Source organism: Mesorhizobium sp. B2-1-3, from assembly GCF_006442495.1.
In the GTDB taxonomy this organism is placed as follows: Bacteria; Pseudomonadota; Alphaproteobacteria; order Rhizobiales; family Rhizobiaceae; genus Mesorhizobium.
Genome location: NZ_VFWL01000007.1, coordinates 161,633 through 176,789, shown reverse-complemented (window position 1 = coordinate 176,789; position 15,157 = coordinate 161,633). Strand labels below are relative to the sequence as shown.

The window sequence follows — 15,157 nt, the reverse complement described above, 5'->3', positions numbered from 1 at the left end:
AATGCCGCCATTTGCGGGTTCCCATCCGCGCGTTTTCTTCCTAGATTGCCTGCGGGTGGCTGATCGTTCGACGTGCATATCAGGGAATGTTCAAGACTGCCCGTTCAAGAGTCCAGGCCTGGATGACGGCAGGCGCGGGAACCATCGCCGCGCTGTTGGCGGCCGGCCTCATGGGCGCCTTTGGCGCCCTGCCCGCTCACCCTCCGCCGCAACTGCCGTCCGATGCCGCCATCGATGCCGGCCGCTGGCGCATCAAACCGGTGCGTGCCTACGTCAGCCATGCCGACATTCATGGCGTGCCGCTGAAACCGGGCCAGAAGGCACTGGTGCTGGAGGCCGACATGACCAACCGCACGGCCGAATCCAACAAGGCCTACTTCGCTGTCTTCAAGCCGGAGGGGATCACCCTGCCGGACTCGATGCCGATGATCGCCCTGATACGCGATTCGACCCTGGCGCCGGAACTGCACCCCGGCATGACCGAGCGCCTGGCCTATGTCTGGCCGCTGGCCGGCGACGCCGCCGTGCCGCCGACGCTCGCCTTCGGCGTCACCGCGGAGATCTTCAAGCCGCGCGACAATCTCTACGGCACGCCCGGCTGGTACAATCCCTACCGTCTCGGCACCGTGACCTTGCCGCTCGCCGATATGCCGGCAACGGACACGCCGGGAGCCGGCTCATGAAGATGCGGGTCCTCGGCAATCTCGCGATTCTCGCCGCCACCGTGGCGCTGAGCTACGGTATGCAGCTTTCCAAGCCGCATTATGCCGACCTCACCGCGCCCATCCCGGTCGACGGCGCCATGCACGACACGGTGCGGGCACGCAGCTTCGACGTGCGGCTTGACGAGGTTGTCTTTGCCCGCGCGCTGAAGACCAACCAGTTCGGGCAGCAAAAGCTTTTGACGACGAGCGGCGTGTGGGCGGTGGTGACGACCAGCCTCACCGCGACCGACGCCTCCATCACGGTCGCGGACGGCACCTGGCAAGGTCCGACCGGTCTGCGCTACCGCCAGACGGAGCGGCTGGGCTATCGCCAGGACATGCCGCCGCACGGCGTCGATCCCGGCTTGCAAAAACGCGGCCTGTTCGTCTTCGAAGTACCGCCCGACCAGATCGGCGGCGCCAGGCTGCTGGTCTCGGAACGCCAATTCGGCGCGCTCGACGCGCAGGCCCGCATCAGCTTCGACGGGTTGTCTGCCGGCGCCGATGGACAACCGGCCGGCATCCTGCCGCAATACGATCTGGATGCACCACCGGGCCAGACTTCTCCGGGCCAGACACCGCAGGGCAAGCCATGAGCGCCGTCGCGACCGACATGGGGCCGGCCGCCGAGCGGCAGGTCGAGAAAAAATGGCGCAGGCGCAGCCTGGCGGCGCTTGTCATCCTGCTGCCGCTGGCGCTGGCAGAAACCAGCCATGACAGCTTGCGCGAATGGCTGGGCGGCGAAGACCTCATCGCCAGGGATGTCGAGTTTGGCCAGTCCGCGCACTTCGGCGGCAGCGACTGGAAGCTGGCGGATCTGCGCGGCGGCAAGGCCGGCCGCTTGCCCGATCAGGCCTTCGCCGTCATCGCCACCTTCTCCGTCACCGTCGGCGATCCCGACCTGCAGAAGCAATGGCTGGGCTGCAGGCTGATGCTGACCGATGCCGCCGGCCGCCGCTGGCTCCCCGACATGATTTCGGGCGTCAGACTGCCGGACGGCGTGATGAACTGCACCTCGGCGATCTTCTCCGGCGCCAAGACAGGCGACGTCATCACCATCGGCGACACCTTCATCGTGCCGGAGGATGCCATCAAGACCATCCGTCCCGCCATTGGGCTGGGAAGCGGGCGGCCGTGGTACCTGCGGTTTCAACGGCCGCCGAAGTAGCGACAGCGCCGGCAGTCCGGAGTCACGGCACGGCGATCAACAGGACGTAGGCAACAAAGACGACGAGGTGAGCAAGTCCGGTGAGAACCGTCGTGCGTCCCGTACTGAAACTTACGACACTCACCGCAAGGGCCAGAACCAGCAAAATCACGTCGCTCGGACCGAGACCGAGGTTGAGCGACTTTCCGGTGATGAGGCTGGCCGCCGCCACTGCCGGGATCGTCAGTCCGATGGTCGCGCACGCCGAGCCCAAAGCGACGTTCAATGCGCGCTGGAGCTCATTCCCCCACGATGCCTTGATGGCGGAGATCGCCTCGGGGAGCAGCACGACAAACGCAATCATCGCGCCGACGATCGCATCCGATTGCGGGATCTGCAGGTAGGTAAGGCCATCTTCAACGCCAGCCGCGACCCGTTCCGTCAGCAGGACGATCCCGACCAGTCCCAGAAGCAGGAAGACGAAATGCGTTGGCACGCCGTGGACCTGCGGAGAATGGCTTTCCGGAGCGCTTTCACGCACCTGCACCTCCAGGAAGTCCTCTTTCTGGCTGTAGCTCTGGGCGAAAACGAAACTGCCGTAGAGCAAGAGCGACAGCAGCGCGACGAAGGCCAGTTGCGTGGGAGAAAATGTCCCGGGGCTGGTGGCAAGCGTATAATTCGGCAGCACCATCGTCAGCACCGTGATCGCGGTCAGCACCGAAAGAAAGGAACTTGTGCCTTGCCTTCGGATGTCCTGGTGGCGGTGCCGCCACCCGCCAAGTGTCAGGCACAGCCCCACGATGCCGGTGCAAACGATCATGACCGTGGAGAACACGGACTCTCGCGCCAAGGTCGGATTGTTGGCGCCATGCCGCATCATCGAAACGATAATCGACACTTCGATGGTCGTTACAGCCAAGGTAAGAACTAGGGTGCCGTACGGCTGTCCGACACGTCGGGCTATCGCCTCCGCATGTCGCAACACGGCAAAGACGGTTGCCAAGGTAAGAACGATCGATATGCCGGCAACGATCACCACAATCGCCGTCCGATCTTCGATCGGCTCTATGTTCGATTGCAATATCAACGCCAGCGCGCAGCAGACCACAGGCAGGCCGAAGGTCATTGCCTCACTTCGACGGCGGAAGAAGTAAGTCATGCCATTCTCTTCGATCTTGCGAGTGCAAACAGGCGGTCTGTTTACGAGACCAGGAAAGATCGCACTTTCGCCCCATCGCACGTACATGGCAAGGCGCGGCAAGGATGCGCTACGGTCGTTCCCGTCGCTACCGGGAACGACCGCCCCCCTTCGAAAGCGAGAACGCCGTCTCCAGCACCGCGGCGAGGAAGCAGATGCGCAGCGGCTCGACCAGGATGCCGGTGGAGGAATCCTGGAACGGGCTGCCGAACAACAGCGTCACGCCATGCGACAGGATCTGCCAGACGTCGAGCTCGTGCGGGCCGATCAGCCGCGTCGCGCCGAGCCACAGCCAGGCCGCGCCCCAGTCGAGCAGGCGATAGCCGACGATCAGCGTACACAGCAATACGAGGCTGGAACTCACCGTCAGCCGCACGCCATTGGCGATCGGCAGATAGCGCGAGCGGTAGCCGGCGACGAAATGCTCGACGAAATCGCGCAGGAATTTCGGCAGGCCGGCATAGCGCTTGCCGACGCGTTCCAGCCGGCCGTGCACGCGCATCAGTGCCGTGTCGTCGCGCACATCATAGCCATAGATCAGCGCCGCCATCACCAGCCAGATCAGCGGCAAGAGCATGTAGAAGAACAGGTTGACGGCGATCGTCGAGGGCGCGATCGAGGTGATCTCGACCGGCACCATCGGCGCGGCCGTCGCCGTCGGCACCGGGCTCGCCAGCCCGTCGGCCGACGCCTGCAGAACCGACCAGAAATTGCGGCTCATCAGCCATTGCAGCGCGCTGTCCTTCCAGCGGCTGATGACGTAGAGGCCGACGAAGATCCAGTTGGTCTCGCAGATCACCACCACGATCTGCCAGAACGAGGCGGCGCCCGTTTTCGCCTGCATGAACTTGGCCAGCCGGCGCACCAGCCAGGACACCGCCACCGAGACCAGCAGCCAGCGCGAATCCAGCACGTCCAGAACATTGGCGCTCTGGCCGAAGCCGGCCTGGTCGAGCGTTTCGCGCGAATATTGCCGCACGATGTCGCCGAGGAACCCCCAGGCCGCGTAGTAGGCGAAGAAGGGTAACAGCGCGATGGTGATCATGCGCACCAGCCGCGAACCGCGCCGGTCCGCGGTTCCCTGCCCCTCGGCGACCGTGGCCTTTTCCGCGCCACGCTGCGCGGCCAGCACATGGGGCAAGCCGGGACGCAGCACATGGAACATCGCCACCGTCACCACCAGTTGCGCCAGTGCCACCAGCGTCAGCATGGCGAGCCCGGCGAAATGATTTGCGAGCGCCACCTTGGCCGCCAGTTGCAGCAAGAGATCGCCGGCCAGAACACCGGCCAGCACCAGCACGACGAGCTGCGGCCAGAACCGCCGCAGCAGCGAAAAACTCAAGCTGATCGGTCTGATGATATCGGCAAACATGAGGTTCTCTCAGAATGCCACCCGCCCGAAATCCTTCTAGCAAAGGGGGGTTGTTTTGCAAGAAAGGTAGCGAGCTCTCCTGCCTATGGCAGAGCGGCGATTTCCCCTTCTCCGACGACAAGGGAGAAAGAATTAGCGCCTCACCCGCGACTTCAGCCAGCGATCGAACGCCACCGCCAGGATCAGGATTAGGCCGATGACGATGCTTTGCGTGTAGGACGAGACGTTGTTGAACTGGAGCCCGTTCTGTAGCACGCCGATCAGGGCGGCGCCCACCACGGTGCCGCCCACCGAGCCGATGCCGCCGAACAGCGAGGTACCGCCGATGACGACGGCCGAAATGACCGTCAGCTCGTAGCCGATGCCGGCCACCGCTTCGGACGAATTCAGCCTGGCCGACAGCACGAAGGCGGCGAGCCCGGCGAAGAAGCCGACGATGACATAGACCGAGACCAGGATGCGGTCGACGCGCAAGCCCGACAGCCGTGCGGCCTCGGCATTGCCGCCGACGGCGTAGACGGCGCGTCCATAGCGCGTGTAGCGCAGCACGATGTGGCACAGGATGGCGGCCGCCGCGAAGATGATCGCCGGCACCGGCACGGGGCCGATCAGCCCGGTGCCGAACCAGCGCATAGAAGCGTCGAAGCCCGAGATCGGGCCGCCATTGGAGATGGTCAGCGTCAGGCCGCGAAACACGGTGAGCCCGCCAAGCGTGACGACGAAGGGCGGCACTTTCAGCCTGGTGATGGCAAAGCCCTGAACACCGCCGGCCGCCGCCCCCACCACCACGGCAGCGAGCAGCGCCGCGAACCAGCCATAGCCCTGCGTTCCCGACGTCGACAGCGACAGTGTGTTGGCGGTGCCGCCCTTGGCGACCACGGCCGCCACCATGCCGCAGAAGGCGAGCAGCGAGCCGACCGAAAGATCGATGCCGGCGGTGAGGATGACGAAGGTCATGCCGAGCGCGATCAGCCCGGTGATCGATATCTGGCGGGTGATGTTGAACAGATTGATCGGATCGATGAAGCTCGGCTTCAGCACGGTGAAGACGACCACCAGCGCCGCCAGGAACAGCAGCGGCCCGAAATTCATCAAGAGCCGCGCAATGCTGATGCCGCCACGCCGGCTCTGCTCCTCGGCCACGCTCATCGTGCCTCCTCCTCAACCGCTCCCGGCTGGTCGAGCGCCATCAGTTCCATCAGTTTTTCCTCGCTTGCCTCGATGCCCGGCATCTGCCCGGTGATGCGTCCCTTGCGCATGGTCACGATCCGGTCGGACACAGCCAGCACTTCGGGCAGCTCGGACGAAATCATCATCACCGCTATGCCGCGCGCTGCCAATTGCACCAGGATCTGGTGCACCTCGGCCTTGGCGCCGACATCGACGCCGCGCGTCGGCTCGTCGACGATCAGCACCTTGGGGTCGCGCGCCAGCCAGCGTGCCAGGATCACCTTCTGCTGGTTGCCGCCCGACAGGCCCTCGATCGCCTGCTCGGCCGACGCCATGCGGATCGATAGCATTTTCCGGAACCCCGCCAGCGCATCGCGCTCGCGCCGCTCGGCCATGAAGCCGAAGCCATTGCTGAACCGCCCGAGCGAGGCGACGGAGAAATTCGGCAGGATGCCGAGCGCGGCGAAGATCGCCTGATGCTTGCGATCCTCAGGCACCAGGCCGATGCCGAGCGCTATGGCATCCGCCGGCGAGGCCGGCGCGATGGGCCTGCCGTTGAGCGTGATCGTGCCGCCCGCGATCCGGTCGGCGCCGAAGATGGCGCGCGCCAGCTCCGTGCGACCCGAGCCGACGAGGCCGGCGACACCCAGGATCTCGCCGGCCTTGAGGTCGATATCGACGCCGTCGAGCACGATGGCGTGCGGCGCTTCGGGATCGCGCACCGTGCGCAACCCGCGCACCGACAGCACGACGTCGCCGGCCACCGTGCGCTGCGCCGGCCGCGCATAGAGCTCGGACGCCGCGCGGCCGACCATTTTATCGATGATGCGCGGCAATCGGATCGGCCCGCCTTCGCGGTCGAGATTGCCGGCCAACCTGCCGTCCCGGAGCACCGTCATGCGGTCGCAGATGGCGGCGGCCTCCTCCAGCCGATGGGTGACGAACATGATGGCGACATGGTCCTTGCGCAGCCTGTCCATGATCGACAGCAGCCGCTGCACCTCTGTCTCGGTCAGCGCTGATGTCGGCTCGTCCATGATGATCAGCCGGCTCTTCAGCGACAGCGCCCGTGCAATCTCGACGAGCTGCTGCTCGGCCACCGAAAGCGCCGAGACCGGCGTCATCGGATCGATCGTGAGGCCGACGCGGGCGATGATGGTGCGGGAGTCCTGCTCCATCTTGCGCCAGGAGACGAGGCCGAGCGGACCGGTCGGGGCGCGGCCGATGAAGATGTTCTCCGCCACCGTCAGCGTCGGGATCAGGCTGAGCTCCTGGTAGATGGTGACGATACCTAGCCGCTTGGCATCCTGCGGGCTCGACGGCCGGTAGTCGGCGCCGTCGAAAATGATATGGCCGCTGGAAGGCGGCATGACGCCCGACAGGATTTTCAGCAGCGTCGATTTGCCGGCGCCGTTTTCGCCGAGCAGGCCGAGGATTTCACCGGGCCTGACGTCGAGCGAGACATCGTTCAGCGCGGTGACGCCGGCGAAACGCTTGGTGACGCCCTCGACGGCGAGCAGGACGGGTGCGGCTTCAGCCATGGAATGGGTGCTTCCCTCGATGCAGTTTCCGGACCCGTCGGCGCGTGAACACCCCCCTCTGTCCTGCCGGACATCTCCCCCGCAAGGGGGGAGATTGGCTGTCTGTTCCGCATTCGCCAATTTTCAACGCCGCAATGAGAATGCGGACATCGACACTGCCGATCTCCCCCCTTGCGGGGGAGATGGCCGGCAGGCCAGAGGGGGTGCTGCCCCGCCGACCTCTCCATGCGAGCTCACTTCGTCTCGTTCAACCTCTCGGCCTTGTCGAGATTGTCCTTGCCGATGACGATCGGCGTCAATAGCACCAGCTTCTCCTTCGGCTCCGTCTTGTCCCTGGCGTAGGCGACGGCGATCTGCACGGCGGTGCGCGACTGCTGGCCGGGGAACTGTTCGACCGTGCCGGCGAGCTTGCCGTCGCGGACCGCGACCAGCGCTTCCGGCAGCGCATCGAAGCCGTAGATCTTGACGTCGGTGAAGTTGCGCGCCGCGCAGGCTTCGAGCGCGCCCAGCGCCATGTCGTCATTGGCACAGACGATCGCGTCCGGCTTGCCGTTGGCGGCAAGGCCGGCTTCCGTCACCGACAGCGCCTCGGCGCGGGCGAAATTGGCGGTCTGCTCGAAGACGATCTGGTACTTGTCCTTCAAGGGATCGAGCACATTGTGCACGCCCTTGTTGCGGTCGATCGCCGGCCCGGCGCCGGGTTGGCCCTGGAGGTGGAACAGTTTCGCGCCGTTGGGGAACGCCGCCACCACGGCCTGCGCTTCCGCCTCGCCGCCCTTGACGTTGTCGGCGCCGACATGGGCGAGGATGCCCTCGACGCCGTCGACGCGGCGGTCGATCGTCACCACGGGAACGCCGGCCTTGACCGCTTCCTCGATGGCCGGCGCCAGCGCGTTGACGTCGAGCGGCGAGATCACGATGGCGTTGACCTTCTGCACCAGGGCCGCCTCGATGTCGGCGGTCTGCTTGGTGGCCGAGTTCTGGCCATCGCTCTCGGTCAGGTTGACGCCTTGCGTGGCGGCTTCCGCCTTGATCTCGTTCAGCATGTGCACGAAGAACGGAAAGCCGAGACTGGGCACCGAGCCGAGAATGGTGAGCTTGTCCTGCGCAAATACCGAGGGCGCGGCAAGCACCATCGCGCCCGCGGCCACGGACGTCATCAGGAATTCACGTCTGTTCATGGGATCCTCCTCCACAAGAACGCACGGCCCCGGAAACCGGGACGGTTTCAGGAAGGATCATGCGTCGGTTCAAAGTGTTGGAGCATCCTCCTTGCGTTTGCTAACGCATGCCGCTCCAGCTGATCGCCGTTGCAAAAACTGCCTCCCGTCGGCACCAGCAAACGGATGCTAGCCCAGGCTCAACCATTTGTGCAACATCGATATAACAGGCCCAGTCGGCAATGGTCGGAATTTGGATGAGCCGGGTGCCCAGCTTCCATTCTCCGGCGCTGGCCCTAGTTTGAACCGCGCCTGAGCCCATTCCCTGGAGACACCCGCATGAAACCGCACATCATCTGCCATATGATCGCGTCGCTGGACGGCAGTCTCCACCCGAGCCGCTACACGGCCAGCCCGGACGGAACCCGGGCCGAATGGTCGAGCCTCTACGAGTATATCCATAATGATTTTGCGGGCGACGGCTGGATCGTCGGCCGCGTCACCATGGCCGAGATGAGCAAGGCCGGCGCGCACCCGCCGGCCGATGCGGGCAAGGTCGACCGACCCTATCATGTCGCGCAAACCGGTACGGGAAGCTACGCGGTGGCGCTCGATCCATCGGGCAAGCTCCACTTTTCCAAACCCGACATTGGCGGCGACCATGTCGTGGTGCTGCTTGGGCACGATGTCGCCGACAGCCACCTGGCCGAGCTCGCTGCCGACGGCGTGTCCTATATCGTGGCGGAGACGGCCGACATGGATCTCGGCCGGATGCTCGAAGTTCTCAACCGCGAATTCACCATTCGCCGGCTGCTGCTCGAGGGCGGCGCCGGCATCAACGGTTCCTTCTTCGCGGCCGGCCTTGTCGATGAGCTCAGCCTTCTCGTGGCTCCCGCCCTTGACGGGCGGGCGGCGAACCAGGGTTTCGTCGAATTCGGCGAGACCGGCCTCGCGGGCAAGATGCAACTGTCGCTCAAAAGCTGCGAAGCCCTTGCCCACGGGCTCGTCCATTTGCGCTACGCCGTCGGCTGACGACGCTTTATCGGCGCGTCAAGCGTCGTACCGCATGGCCTCGAGATCGGCGATCAGCGTCGGGCCGGTCGGTTGCCAGCCGAGCCGCGCCTGGGTCAGCGCGCTGGAGGCCGGCAGATCCATCGGGGCGAACATCGCCATCCAGCCGAAATGCTCCGCCGCCTGTTCCGGCGCGATCGAAACGACCGGCACGTTGAGGCCCCGCCCGATCACCTCGGCGATCGCGCGCACTTCGACGCCTTCTTCGCCGACCGCGTTATAGCGCGCGCCGGGCTGCCGCTTTTCCACCGCCAGCCGGTAGAGGCGCGCCGCGTCCAGGAGATGGCCCGCCGCATAGCGGTTGCGGCCCTCGCCGACATAGGCCGAAACGCCTTTCTGGCGCACGATTTCGATGAGCGGCGTGATGAGCCCTTGCCTGACCGGGTTGTGAACCTGCGGCAGCCGCACCACCGAGACGTTGACGCCGGCTTCCAGCAAGGCATTGCCGGCGAGCTCCGAGGCGATGCGCGGATTGGGATGGCTGGCGTTGAAGACGTCCTCGCTGGCAAGCTCGCCATGTCCGGGGCTGCCCACGCCGACGCCGGAGGTGATCACCAGCGGCCGGTCGGATCCGGCCAATGCCTGGCCAAGTGCCGCGATGACCCGGCTATCCTTCTCGCAATTCTCGGCAAACCGCGAAAAATCATGGTCGAACGCCGTGTGGATCACCGCTTCCGCCTTCGCCGCGCCGTCGCGCAGGCCCTCGGGATCCTCGAGCGTTCCCCGATGCACTTCGGCGCCCGCCGCCGCCAGCGCTTCGGCCCCCGCTTCGGAGCGGGTGACGCCGACCACCTGATGGCCCGCCTTGATGAGCTCGGCAACGAGCGCCGAGCCGATGAAACCGGTCGCGCCGGTCAAAAAGATACGCATGCGAATTCTCCTGCACGATTGCCTGCGCAGTATCGCCGGTCTATTATTCCATTAAAGTAGTGATCTTATCGTGGTATAATGGCTAACAGGATGCCCACCAATTCCGCCGGTTCGCTCGCGGCGTTTCTGAGAGACCGGCGCACCCGGCTCGATCCGGCCTCGTTCGGATTTTCAGGGCGCCGGCGCACGCCGGGGCTGCGCCGGGAGGAAGTGGCCCAGCGCGCCAACATCAGCCCGACCTGGTACACATGGCTGGAGCAGGGTCGTGGCGGCGCGCCTTCGGCCGATGTGCTGAACCGCATCGCCAAGGGGCTGATGCTGACCGAGGCCGAGCGCGAGCACCTTTTCATGCTCGGGCTCGGACGCCCGCCCGAGGTCCGCTATATCGGCGCGGAAGGCATCAGCCCCCGGCTGCAGCGCCTCCTCGACACGCTTGAATCGAGCCCCGCCTTGGTCAGGACCGCTACCTGGGATGTCGTTGCCTGGAACCGCGCCGCCCAGGTCGTGCTGACCGATTACAGCGCCCTGCCCGCAGACCAGCGCAACATTTTGCGCTTCATGTTCCGCAGCCCGGCCATCCGCGAAAAGCAGCACGACTGGGAAAACCTCGCCCGTTTCGTGGTGGGCGCCTTCCGCGCCGACGCGGCGCGTGCCGGCGCGGTGTCCGAGGTACGCGAACTCGTCGACGAACTGTGCAGCGCCAGCCCCGAATTCGCCGCCCTGTGGCGCGAGAACGACGTGCTCAGCCATGGCGACAGAACCAAGCGACTGAAGCACCCGGTGCTCGGCGACATCGAGCTGGAATATTCGGGATTCGCGGTCGACGGCCGCCCGGATCTGAGCCTGACCGTCTACAATCCGGTCGACAGCGCGGTCGCGGAGCGGATTCGCGAGCTGGCGAAGCGCGCCAAGGTGTCATTGGACCCGCCGCGATGATCCCCGCTCGTTCCTGGAACATTCCAGAAATGCGCAGCGGGTTGCGTCCTGCCATGCGTCCCATGAAACCGTCATCGGGGCGCCTTACCACCGCATCCCGCCGACAAAGTCGATGAATGCCCGCAGCGGCGCCGGGATGAGCCGGCGGCCCGGGTAATAGAGGAACGGGCCGGAAAACTCCTGCCACCAGGGCTCCAGTACCGGTTCGAGCCGGCCATCGTCGAAATAGGGGCGCAGCCAGTCCTCGAACAGCGAGACGATGCCGCCGCCGGCGACCGCCACATCGAGCGCAAGCGCCATAGCGGTGCCGGTGCTGACCAGCAGCGGCCCGGTCGGCTCGACGCTCACTATCTCGCCGTCGCGCTCGAACTCCCAGGGCGGCGTCAGGCCGCTGGCGAAGCGGCCGCGCAGGCATGCGTGATCGAGGAGGTCGCGCGGATGGTCGGGCCGGCCACGCCGGTCGAGATAGACCGTTGCGGCAGCGGTGGCGAAGCGCTGCCGGCGCGGGCCGATCGGTACGGCGATCATGTCCTGCTCCAGCCGCTCGTCATAGCGAATGCCGGCATCGCAGCCGCTCGCCAGTATGTCGACGAAACTGTCCTCGGCGGTCACCTCCAGTCTTATGTCGGGATAGGCGGCAAGGAAGGGCGGCAGAAGGCGCGGCAGAACCAGTTTCGCCGCCACGACAGGCACGTTGAGCCGCAGCGTGCCGGCCGGGCGGCCGCGAAAGCCGTTGACGACATCGAGTGCTGCCTCGACCTCGCCGAGCGCGGGGCCCAGCCGCTCCAGCAGGCGTGCGCCGGCCTCGGTCGGTGCGACGCTGCGCGTGGTGCGGTTGAGGAGCCGCACGCCGAGCCCCGCCTCCAGCCGCCGCACCGTTTCGCTGAGGCTGGAGGCGCTGACGCCGCTGACCCTGGCCGCCTCGCGAAAGCCGCCGGCGCGCGCCACCGCCATGAATGCCTGGAGGTCGCCCAGATCCGCCATTGTTCGCCTTTCCGCACAGCCTGTGCCGATTGCGCCGTATTATCGCGCAAGCGGGCATTGTCTATATCTGGGCCGATCCACAGGAGATTGAGACCATGACTGACATCAGCAAGGCCGGAACATTCAAGCTTGGCGACCGCATCGTGAAGCGCATGGGCTACGGCGCCATGCAATTGGCCGGACCCGGCGTGTTCGGCCCGCCGAAAGACCATGACGGTGCACTCGCCGTGCTGCGCGAGGCGGTGGCGAGCGGTATCGACCATATCGACACCAGCGATTTCTACGGTCCGCACGTCACCAACCTGATCATCCGCGAGGCGCTGCACCCCTATCCCGCCAATCTCACCATTGTCACCAAGGTCAGTGCCCGGCGCGGCGCCGATGCATCGTGGATCCCCGCAATGTCGCCGCAGGAACTGACGCAGGCCGTGCACGACAATCTCCGCAATCTGGGACTGGACACGATGGAGGTCGTCAACCTGCGCTCCATGCACGGCATACACGGCCCGGCCGAAGGCTCGCTCGAACCCCAACTGAATACGCTCGCCGAACTGCAGCGTCAGGGTCTGGTGCGCCATATCGGCTTGAGCAATGTCACATCAACCCAGATCGCGCAGGGGCGCGGCATCGTCGACATCGTTTGCGTGCAGAACCAGTACAACATCGCGCATCGCGAGGATGACGCACTGATCGACGAGCTTGCCGCGGCCGGCATCGCCTATGTGCCGTTCTTCCCGCTCGGCGGCTTCACGCCGCTGCAATCCAGCACGCTGGCCGATGTCGCGCAAAAACTCGGCGCCACGCCCATGCAGGTGGCGCTCGCTTGGCTCCTGCGTCGCGCGCCCAACATCCTGCTCATCCCCGGCACCTCGTCCATTGCGCATCTCAGGCAAAACATGGCGGCGGCGGAGCTGGAGCTGCCAGCCGACGCGCTTTCCGTGCTGAACGGGATCGCGGACGAGACCGAGCAAGCAGCCTAAGCCGGCGCGACTAGCGCTTGCCGGGCGGCACCGCTGTCCGGCAAGATCCCGACCTCGGCGGCGGCTTGCGCAGCCGTCGCCGGCCATGGCATCTGGTCCGGTACAACGGATCGATCCGAAGCAGCATGGCTCCACGACCACCACGACCCGGCGTCAGCCTCAACCGCGCGCTGTCGAAGCTCGGCCTGTGCTCGCGCACCCAGGCCGAGCGGCTGATCGCCGAGGGCCGCGTGCGCGTCGGTGGCAAGGTCGCGCGCGATGCTTCCCTGCGCGTCGATATGAATCGCGACCGCATCGCCGTCGACGGCGAAAAAATCGTTGCTGAGCGCAAGGTCTATCTCATGCTTAACAAGCCGCGCGGGCTGGTCACGACCCGCGACGACCCGCTCGAGCGCGACACCGTCTATGCCTGTCTTGAAGGGCTTGACCTGCCTTTCGTCTCGCCGGTCGGCCGGCTGGACAAGGCGAGCGAAGGCCTGCTGCTGATGACCAACGACACGCGCTTCGCCAACCGGCTGATGGACCCGGCCTCGCACCTGCCCAAGACCTATCATGTTCAGATCGCCACGGTGCCCGACGCGGCGGTGCTGGAAGCGTTGCGCGCCGGCGCGCGTATCGACGGCGAGATCTTGAGCGCCAACTCGATCGAGCTGCTGCGCAGCGGCGGCCGCACCGCCTGGCTGGAGATCGTGCTCGACGAGGGCCGTAATCGCCACATCCGGCGCCTGCTCGCCGCCCACGGCATCGAGGTCAAGCGCCTGATCCGCGTGGCCATTGGCCGCTTGCCGCTCGGCGATCTCGCCAAGGGTACTGCGAGGCATTTGACGCCCGATGAATTGGCGCTGCTGGCGGGGTGAATAGGCGCAGGGTTGGCACTGTCGTTCGACATATCTGAAAATCGCGCCGGCACTTCCGTCTCCTGACGGAAAGCTGTCAGGAGCCCCGGCATATAGAAGGCCGGGAGCCCAGCCGCGGCTTCGACGATCAGGGAGCCAATGCGATGAATTTCGTCTCTGTCCGCATCATCACGTCCGATGTCCAGCGCCTCGTGCGCTTCTATGGCGAGATCACCGGCATGCCGGTGACGATGTACACGGAGGATTTCGCCGAACTGGCGACGCCGGCCTGCACGCTGGCGATCGGCAGCACGCGCACCCTGATGCTGTTCGGCAGCGACATCGCCCGCCCAGCCGACAACCGCACGGCCATCATCGAATTCCGAGTCGGCGACGTCGATGCCGAATTTGCCAAGTTGGCGGAAACAATCAAGGGCGCAATTGTCCAGGAGCCTACCACCATGCCCTGGGGCAACCGCTCGCTGCTGTTCCGCGACCCCGACTGCAATCTGGTGAATTTCTTCACGCCGGTAACCGCCGAGGCGATCCGGAAGTTCGACAGCTAGGCCGCCCTACTTCCCGTTCCACTTGCGCACCACCGGCTCGCCGAGGTCATGCTCGTAGCCGAGCACGCTGATGCTGGCCGTGTCGAGCACGAACAGCGCGCCGTCCTGCGGCGGCAAGTCGAGCCAGCGGGCGGTGAGCACGCGCAGGAAGTGCGCGCTGGAAAAGATCAGCGTGTCGGCGTTGGCCTCGCGCAGGCGATCGATGATCCTGTCGGCGCGGGCGCCCACATCGGCCGCCGTTTCGCCTTGCGGGCAGCCATCGCGAAAGACGTTCCAGCCCGGCCGTTCGGCCAGGATTTCCCTGGTGGTACGCCCCTCATAGGCGCCGTAGTCCCATTCCTGCAGGTCGTCCATCTTGACGCTTTGCGCCCCGAAGCCGGCAAGCACGCTGGTGTTGTAGGCGCGTTGCGAGGGGCTCGACCACACGGCCGAAAACGGCAGGCCTTTCAGCCGATCCGCCACACCCCGCGCGGCCGCCTCGCCGGCTGCCGTCAGCGGCATGTCGGTGCGGCCGGTGTGCTGGCCCGACAGGCTCCACGCCGTCTCGCCATGTCGGACCAGATGGATTTGAGGAAACGCACTGCTCATGACGGGCCTTTCGAAGTTGCCGCACCTTAGAGGA

The 15,157-nt window shown here is 65.7% G+C and carries 16 protein-coding genes; 8 read left to right on the top strand and 8 right to left on the bottom strand.

The genetic code is table 11. The annotated features are described in order from the left end of the window. The first annotated feature begins 122 nt into the window (after positions 1 to 122). From FJ973_RS14420 to FJ973_RS14410, 3 genes are read left to right on the top strand one after another with little or no spacing between them, the layout of a single operon-like run. Entirely contained in the window at positions 123 to 683 is a 561-nt protein-coding gene (locus tag FJ973_RS14420; protein ID WP_224519033.1) for a hypothetical protein, read from the top strand. Beyond that, a complete protein-coding gene (locus tag FJ973_RS14415) occupies positions 680 to 1,300 on the top strand; it encodes a hypothetical protein (RefSeq protein WP_140556356.1) in 621 nt (206 codons plus the stop codon). Before FJ973_RS14420 ends, FJ973_RS14415 begins: the two co-directional genes overlap by 4 nt. Further along, positions 1,297 to 1,872, top strand: coding sequence for a hypothetical protein (locus FJ973_RS14410; protein WP_140516193.1), 576 nt, complete (start codon positions 1,297 to 1,299; stop codon positions 1,870 to 1,872). The genes FJ973_RS14415 and FJ973_RS14410 overlap by 4 nt, the downstream gene beginning before the upstream one ends. A 22-nt stretch (positions 1,873 to 1,894) precedes the next feature. On the opposite strand, the gene FJ973_RS14405 is transcribed toward FJ973_RS14410, so the two are convergent. The 5 genes from FJ973_RS14405 to FJ973_RS14380 all read right to left on the bottom strand — a co-directional run bounded on the left by FJ973_RS14405 (position 1,895) and on the right by FJ973_RS14380 (position 8,313). After that, entirely contained in the window at positions 1,895 to 3,010 is a 1,116-nt protein-coding gene (locus FJ973_RS14405) for an ionic transporter (protein WP_140556354.1), read from the bottom strand. A 127-nt stretch (positions 3,011 to 3,137) separates the two neighbouring features. Beyond that, complete coding sequence (locus FJ973_RS14400) at positions 3,138 to 4,421, bottom strand: hypothetical protein (RefSeq protein WP_140556352.1); 1,284 nt, start codon at positions 4,419 to 4,421, stop codon at positions 3,138 to 3,140. A gap of 132 nt (positions 4,422 to 4,553) precedes the next feature. After that, entirely contained in the window at positions 4,554 to 5,570 is a 1,017-nt protein-coding gene (locus FJ973_RS14395) for an ABC transporter permease (RefSeq protein WP_140556350.1), read from the bottom strand. Then, positions 5,567 to 7,132, bottom strand: a complete 1,566-nt coding sequence (locus FJ973_RS14390; RefSeq protein WP_140556349.1) for a sugar ABC transporter ATP-binding protein — start codon at positions 7,130 to 7,132, stop codon at positions 5,567 to 5,569. Before FJ973_RS14390 ends, FJ973_RS14395 begins: the two co-directional genes overlap by 4 nt. A gap of 233 nt (positions 7,133 to 7,365) precedes the next feature. Further along, positions 7,366 to 8,313 carry a substrate-binding domain-containing protein gene (locus FJ973_RS14380; protein WP_140499137.1) on the bottom strand — a complete coding sequence of 316 codons (948 nt, stop codon included), beginning with the start codon at positions 8,311 to 8,313 and terminating at the stop codon, positions 7,366 to 7,368. A gap of 318 nt (positions 8,314 to 8,631) precedes the next feature. Between FJ973_RS14380 and FJ973_RS14375 the strand changes: the two genes are divergently transcribed. After that, complete coding sequence (locus FJ973_RS14375; RefSeq protein ID WP_140521411.1) at positions 8,632 to 9,324, top strand: RibD family protein; 693 nt, start codon at positions 8,632 to 8,634, stop codon at positions 9,322 to 9,324. 18 nt (positions 9,325 to 9,342) lie between these two features. Here the strand turns inward: FJ973_RS14375 and FJ973_RS14370 are convergent, their stop codons facing one another. Then, positions 9,343 to 10,233, bottom strand: coding sequence for an SDR family oxidoreductase (locus FJ973_RS14370; protein WP_140556347.1), 891 nt, complete (start codon positions 10,231 to 10,233; stop codon positions 9,343 to 9,345). 90 nt (positions 10,234 to 10,323) lie between these two features. Here FJ973_RS14370 and FJ973_RS14365 point away from each other — a divergent pair, with 90 nt between their 5' ends. Then, positions 10,324 to 11,169, top strand: a complete 846-nt coding sequence (locus FJ973_RS14365) for a helix-turn-helix transcriptional regulator (protein WP_181170908.1) — start codon at positions 10,324 to 10,326, stop codon at positions 11,167 to 11,169. A gap of 84 nt (positions 11,170 to 11,253) precedes the next feature. Here FJ973_RS14365 and FJ973_RS14360 read toward each other — a convergent pair whose 3' ends face one another. Further along, positions 11,254 to 12,153, bottom strand: a complete 900-nt coding sequence (locus FJ973_RS14360) for a LysR family transcriptional regulator (protein ID WP_140516211.1) — start codon at positions 12,151 to 12,153, stop codon at positions 11,254 to 11,256. Between the two features lie 95 nt (positions 12,154 to 12,248). On the opposite strand from FJ973_RS14360, the gene FJ973_RS14355 reads away from it, so the two are divergent. The 3 genes from FJ973_RS14355 (at position 12,249) to FJ973_RS14345 (ending at position 14,535) form a co-directional block, all read left to right on the top strand. After that, positions 12,249 to 13,133, top strand: a complete 885-nt coding sequence (locus FJ973_RS14355) for an aldo/keto reductase family oxidoreductase (RefSeq protein ID WP_140516213.1) — start codon at positions 12,249 to 12,251, stop codon at positions 13,131 to 13,133. Between the two features lie 125 nt (positions 13,134 to 13,258). Continuing rightward, a complete protein-coding gene (locus FJ973_RS14350) occupies positions 13,259 to 13,990 on the top strand; it encodes a pseudouridine synthase (protein ID WP_140556343.1) in 732 nt (243 codons plus the stop codon). 143 nt (positions 13,991 to 14,133) lie between these two features. Next, positions 14,134 to 14,535 carry a VOC family protein gene (locus tag FJ973_RS14345; protein WP_140516217.1) on the top strand — a complete coding sequence of 134 codons (402 nt, stop codon included), beginning with the start codon at positions 14,134 to 14,136 and terminating at the stop codon, positions 14,533 to 14,535. A 6-nt stretch (positions 14,536 to 14,541) separates the two neighbouring features. Here FJ973_RS14345 and FJ973_RS14340 read toward each other — a convergent pair whose 3' ends face one another. After that, complete coding sequence (locus tag FJ973_RS14340) at positions 14,542 to 15,123, bottom strand: histidine phosphatase family protein (RefSeq protein WP_140516219.1); 582 nt, start codon at positions 15,121 to 15,123, stop codon at positions 14,542 to 14,544. Between the last annotated feature and the right edge of the window lie 34 nt (positions 15,124 to 15,157).

Bases quoted from the DNA above. Each gene is read 5' to 3' on its own strand.
- FJ973_RS14420 (WP_224519033.1), top strand. From the start codon at position 123: ATGACGGCAGGCGCGGGAACCATCGCCGCGCTGTTGGCGGCCGGCCTC.
- FJ973_RS14415 (WP_140556356.1), top strand. From the start codon at position 680: ATGAAGATGCGGGTCCTCGGCAATCTCGCGATTCTCGCCGCCACCGTG.
- FJ973_RS14410 (WP_140516193.1), top strand. From the start codon at position 1,297: ATGAGCGCCGTCGCGACCGACATGGGGCCGGCCGCCGAGCGGCAGGTC.
- FJ973_RS14405 (WP_140556354.1), bottom strand. From the start codon at position 3,010: ATGACTTACTTCTTCCGCCGTCGAAGTGAGGCAATGACCTTCGGCCTG.
- FJ973_RS14400 (WP_140556352.1), bottom strand. From the start codon at position 4,421: ATGTTTGCCGATATCATCAGACCGATCAGCTTGAGTTTTTCGCTGCTG.
- FJ973_RS14395 (WP_140556350.1), bottom strand. From the start codon at position 5,570: ATGAGCGTGGCCGAGGAGCAGAGCCGGCGTGGCGGCATCAGCATTGCG.
- FJ973_RS14390 (WP_140556349.1), bottom strand. From the start codon at position 7,132: ATGGCTGAAGCCGCACCCGTCCTGCTCGCCGTCGAGGGCGTCACCAAG.
- FJ973_RS14380 (WP_140499137.1), bottom strand. From the start codon at position 8,313: ATGAACAGACGTGAATTCCTGATGACGTCCGTGGCCGCGGGCGCGATG.
- FJ973_RS14375 (WP_140521411.1), top strand. From the start codon at position 8,632: ATGAAACCGCACATCATCTGCCATATGATCGCGTCGCTGGACGGCAGT.
- FJ973_RS14370 (WP_140556347.1), bottom strand. From the start codon at position 10,233: ATGCGTATCTTTTTGACCGGCGCGACCGGTTTCATCGGCTCGGCGCTC.
- FJ973_RS14365 (WP_181170908.1), top strand. From the start codon at position 10,324: ATGCCCACCAATTCCGCCGGTTCGCTCGCGGCGTTTCTGAGAGACCGG.
- FJ973_RS14360 (WP_140516211.1), bottom strand. From the start codon at position 12,153: ATGGCGGATCTGGGCGACCTCCAGGCATTCATGGCGGTGGCGCGCGCC.
- FJ973_RS14355 (WP_140516213.1), top strand. From the start codon at position 12,249: ATGACTGACATCAGCAAGGCCGGAACATTCAAGCTTGGCGACCGCATC.
- FJ973_RS14350 (WP_140556343.1), top strand. From the start codon at position 13,259: ATGGCTCCACGACCACCACGACCCGGCGTCAGCCTCAACCGCGCGCTG.
- FJ973_RS14345 (WP_140516217.1), top strand. From the start codon at position 14,134: ATGAATTTCGTCTCTGTCCGCATCATCACGTCCGATGTCCAGCGCCTC.
- FJ973_RS14340 (WP_140516219.1), bottom strand. From the start codon at position 15,123: ATGAGCAGTGCGTTTCCTCAAATCCATCTGGTCCGACATGGCGAGACG.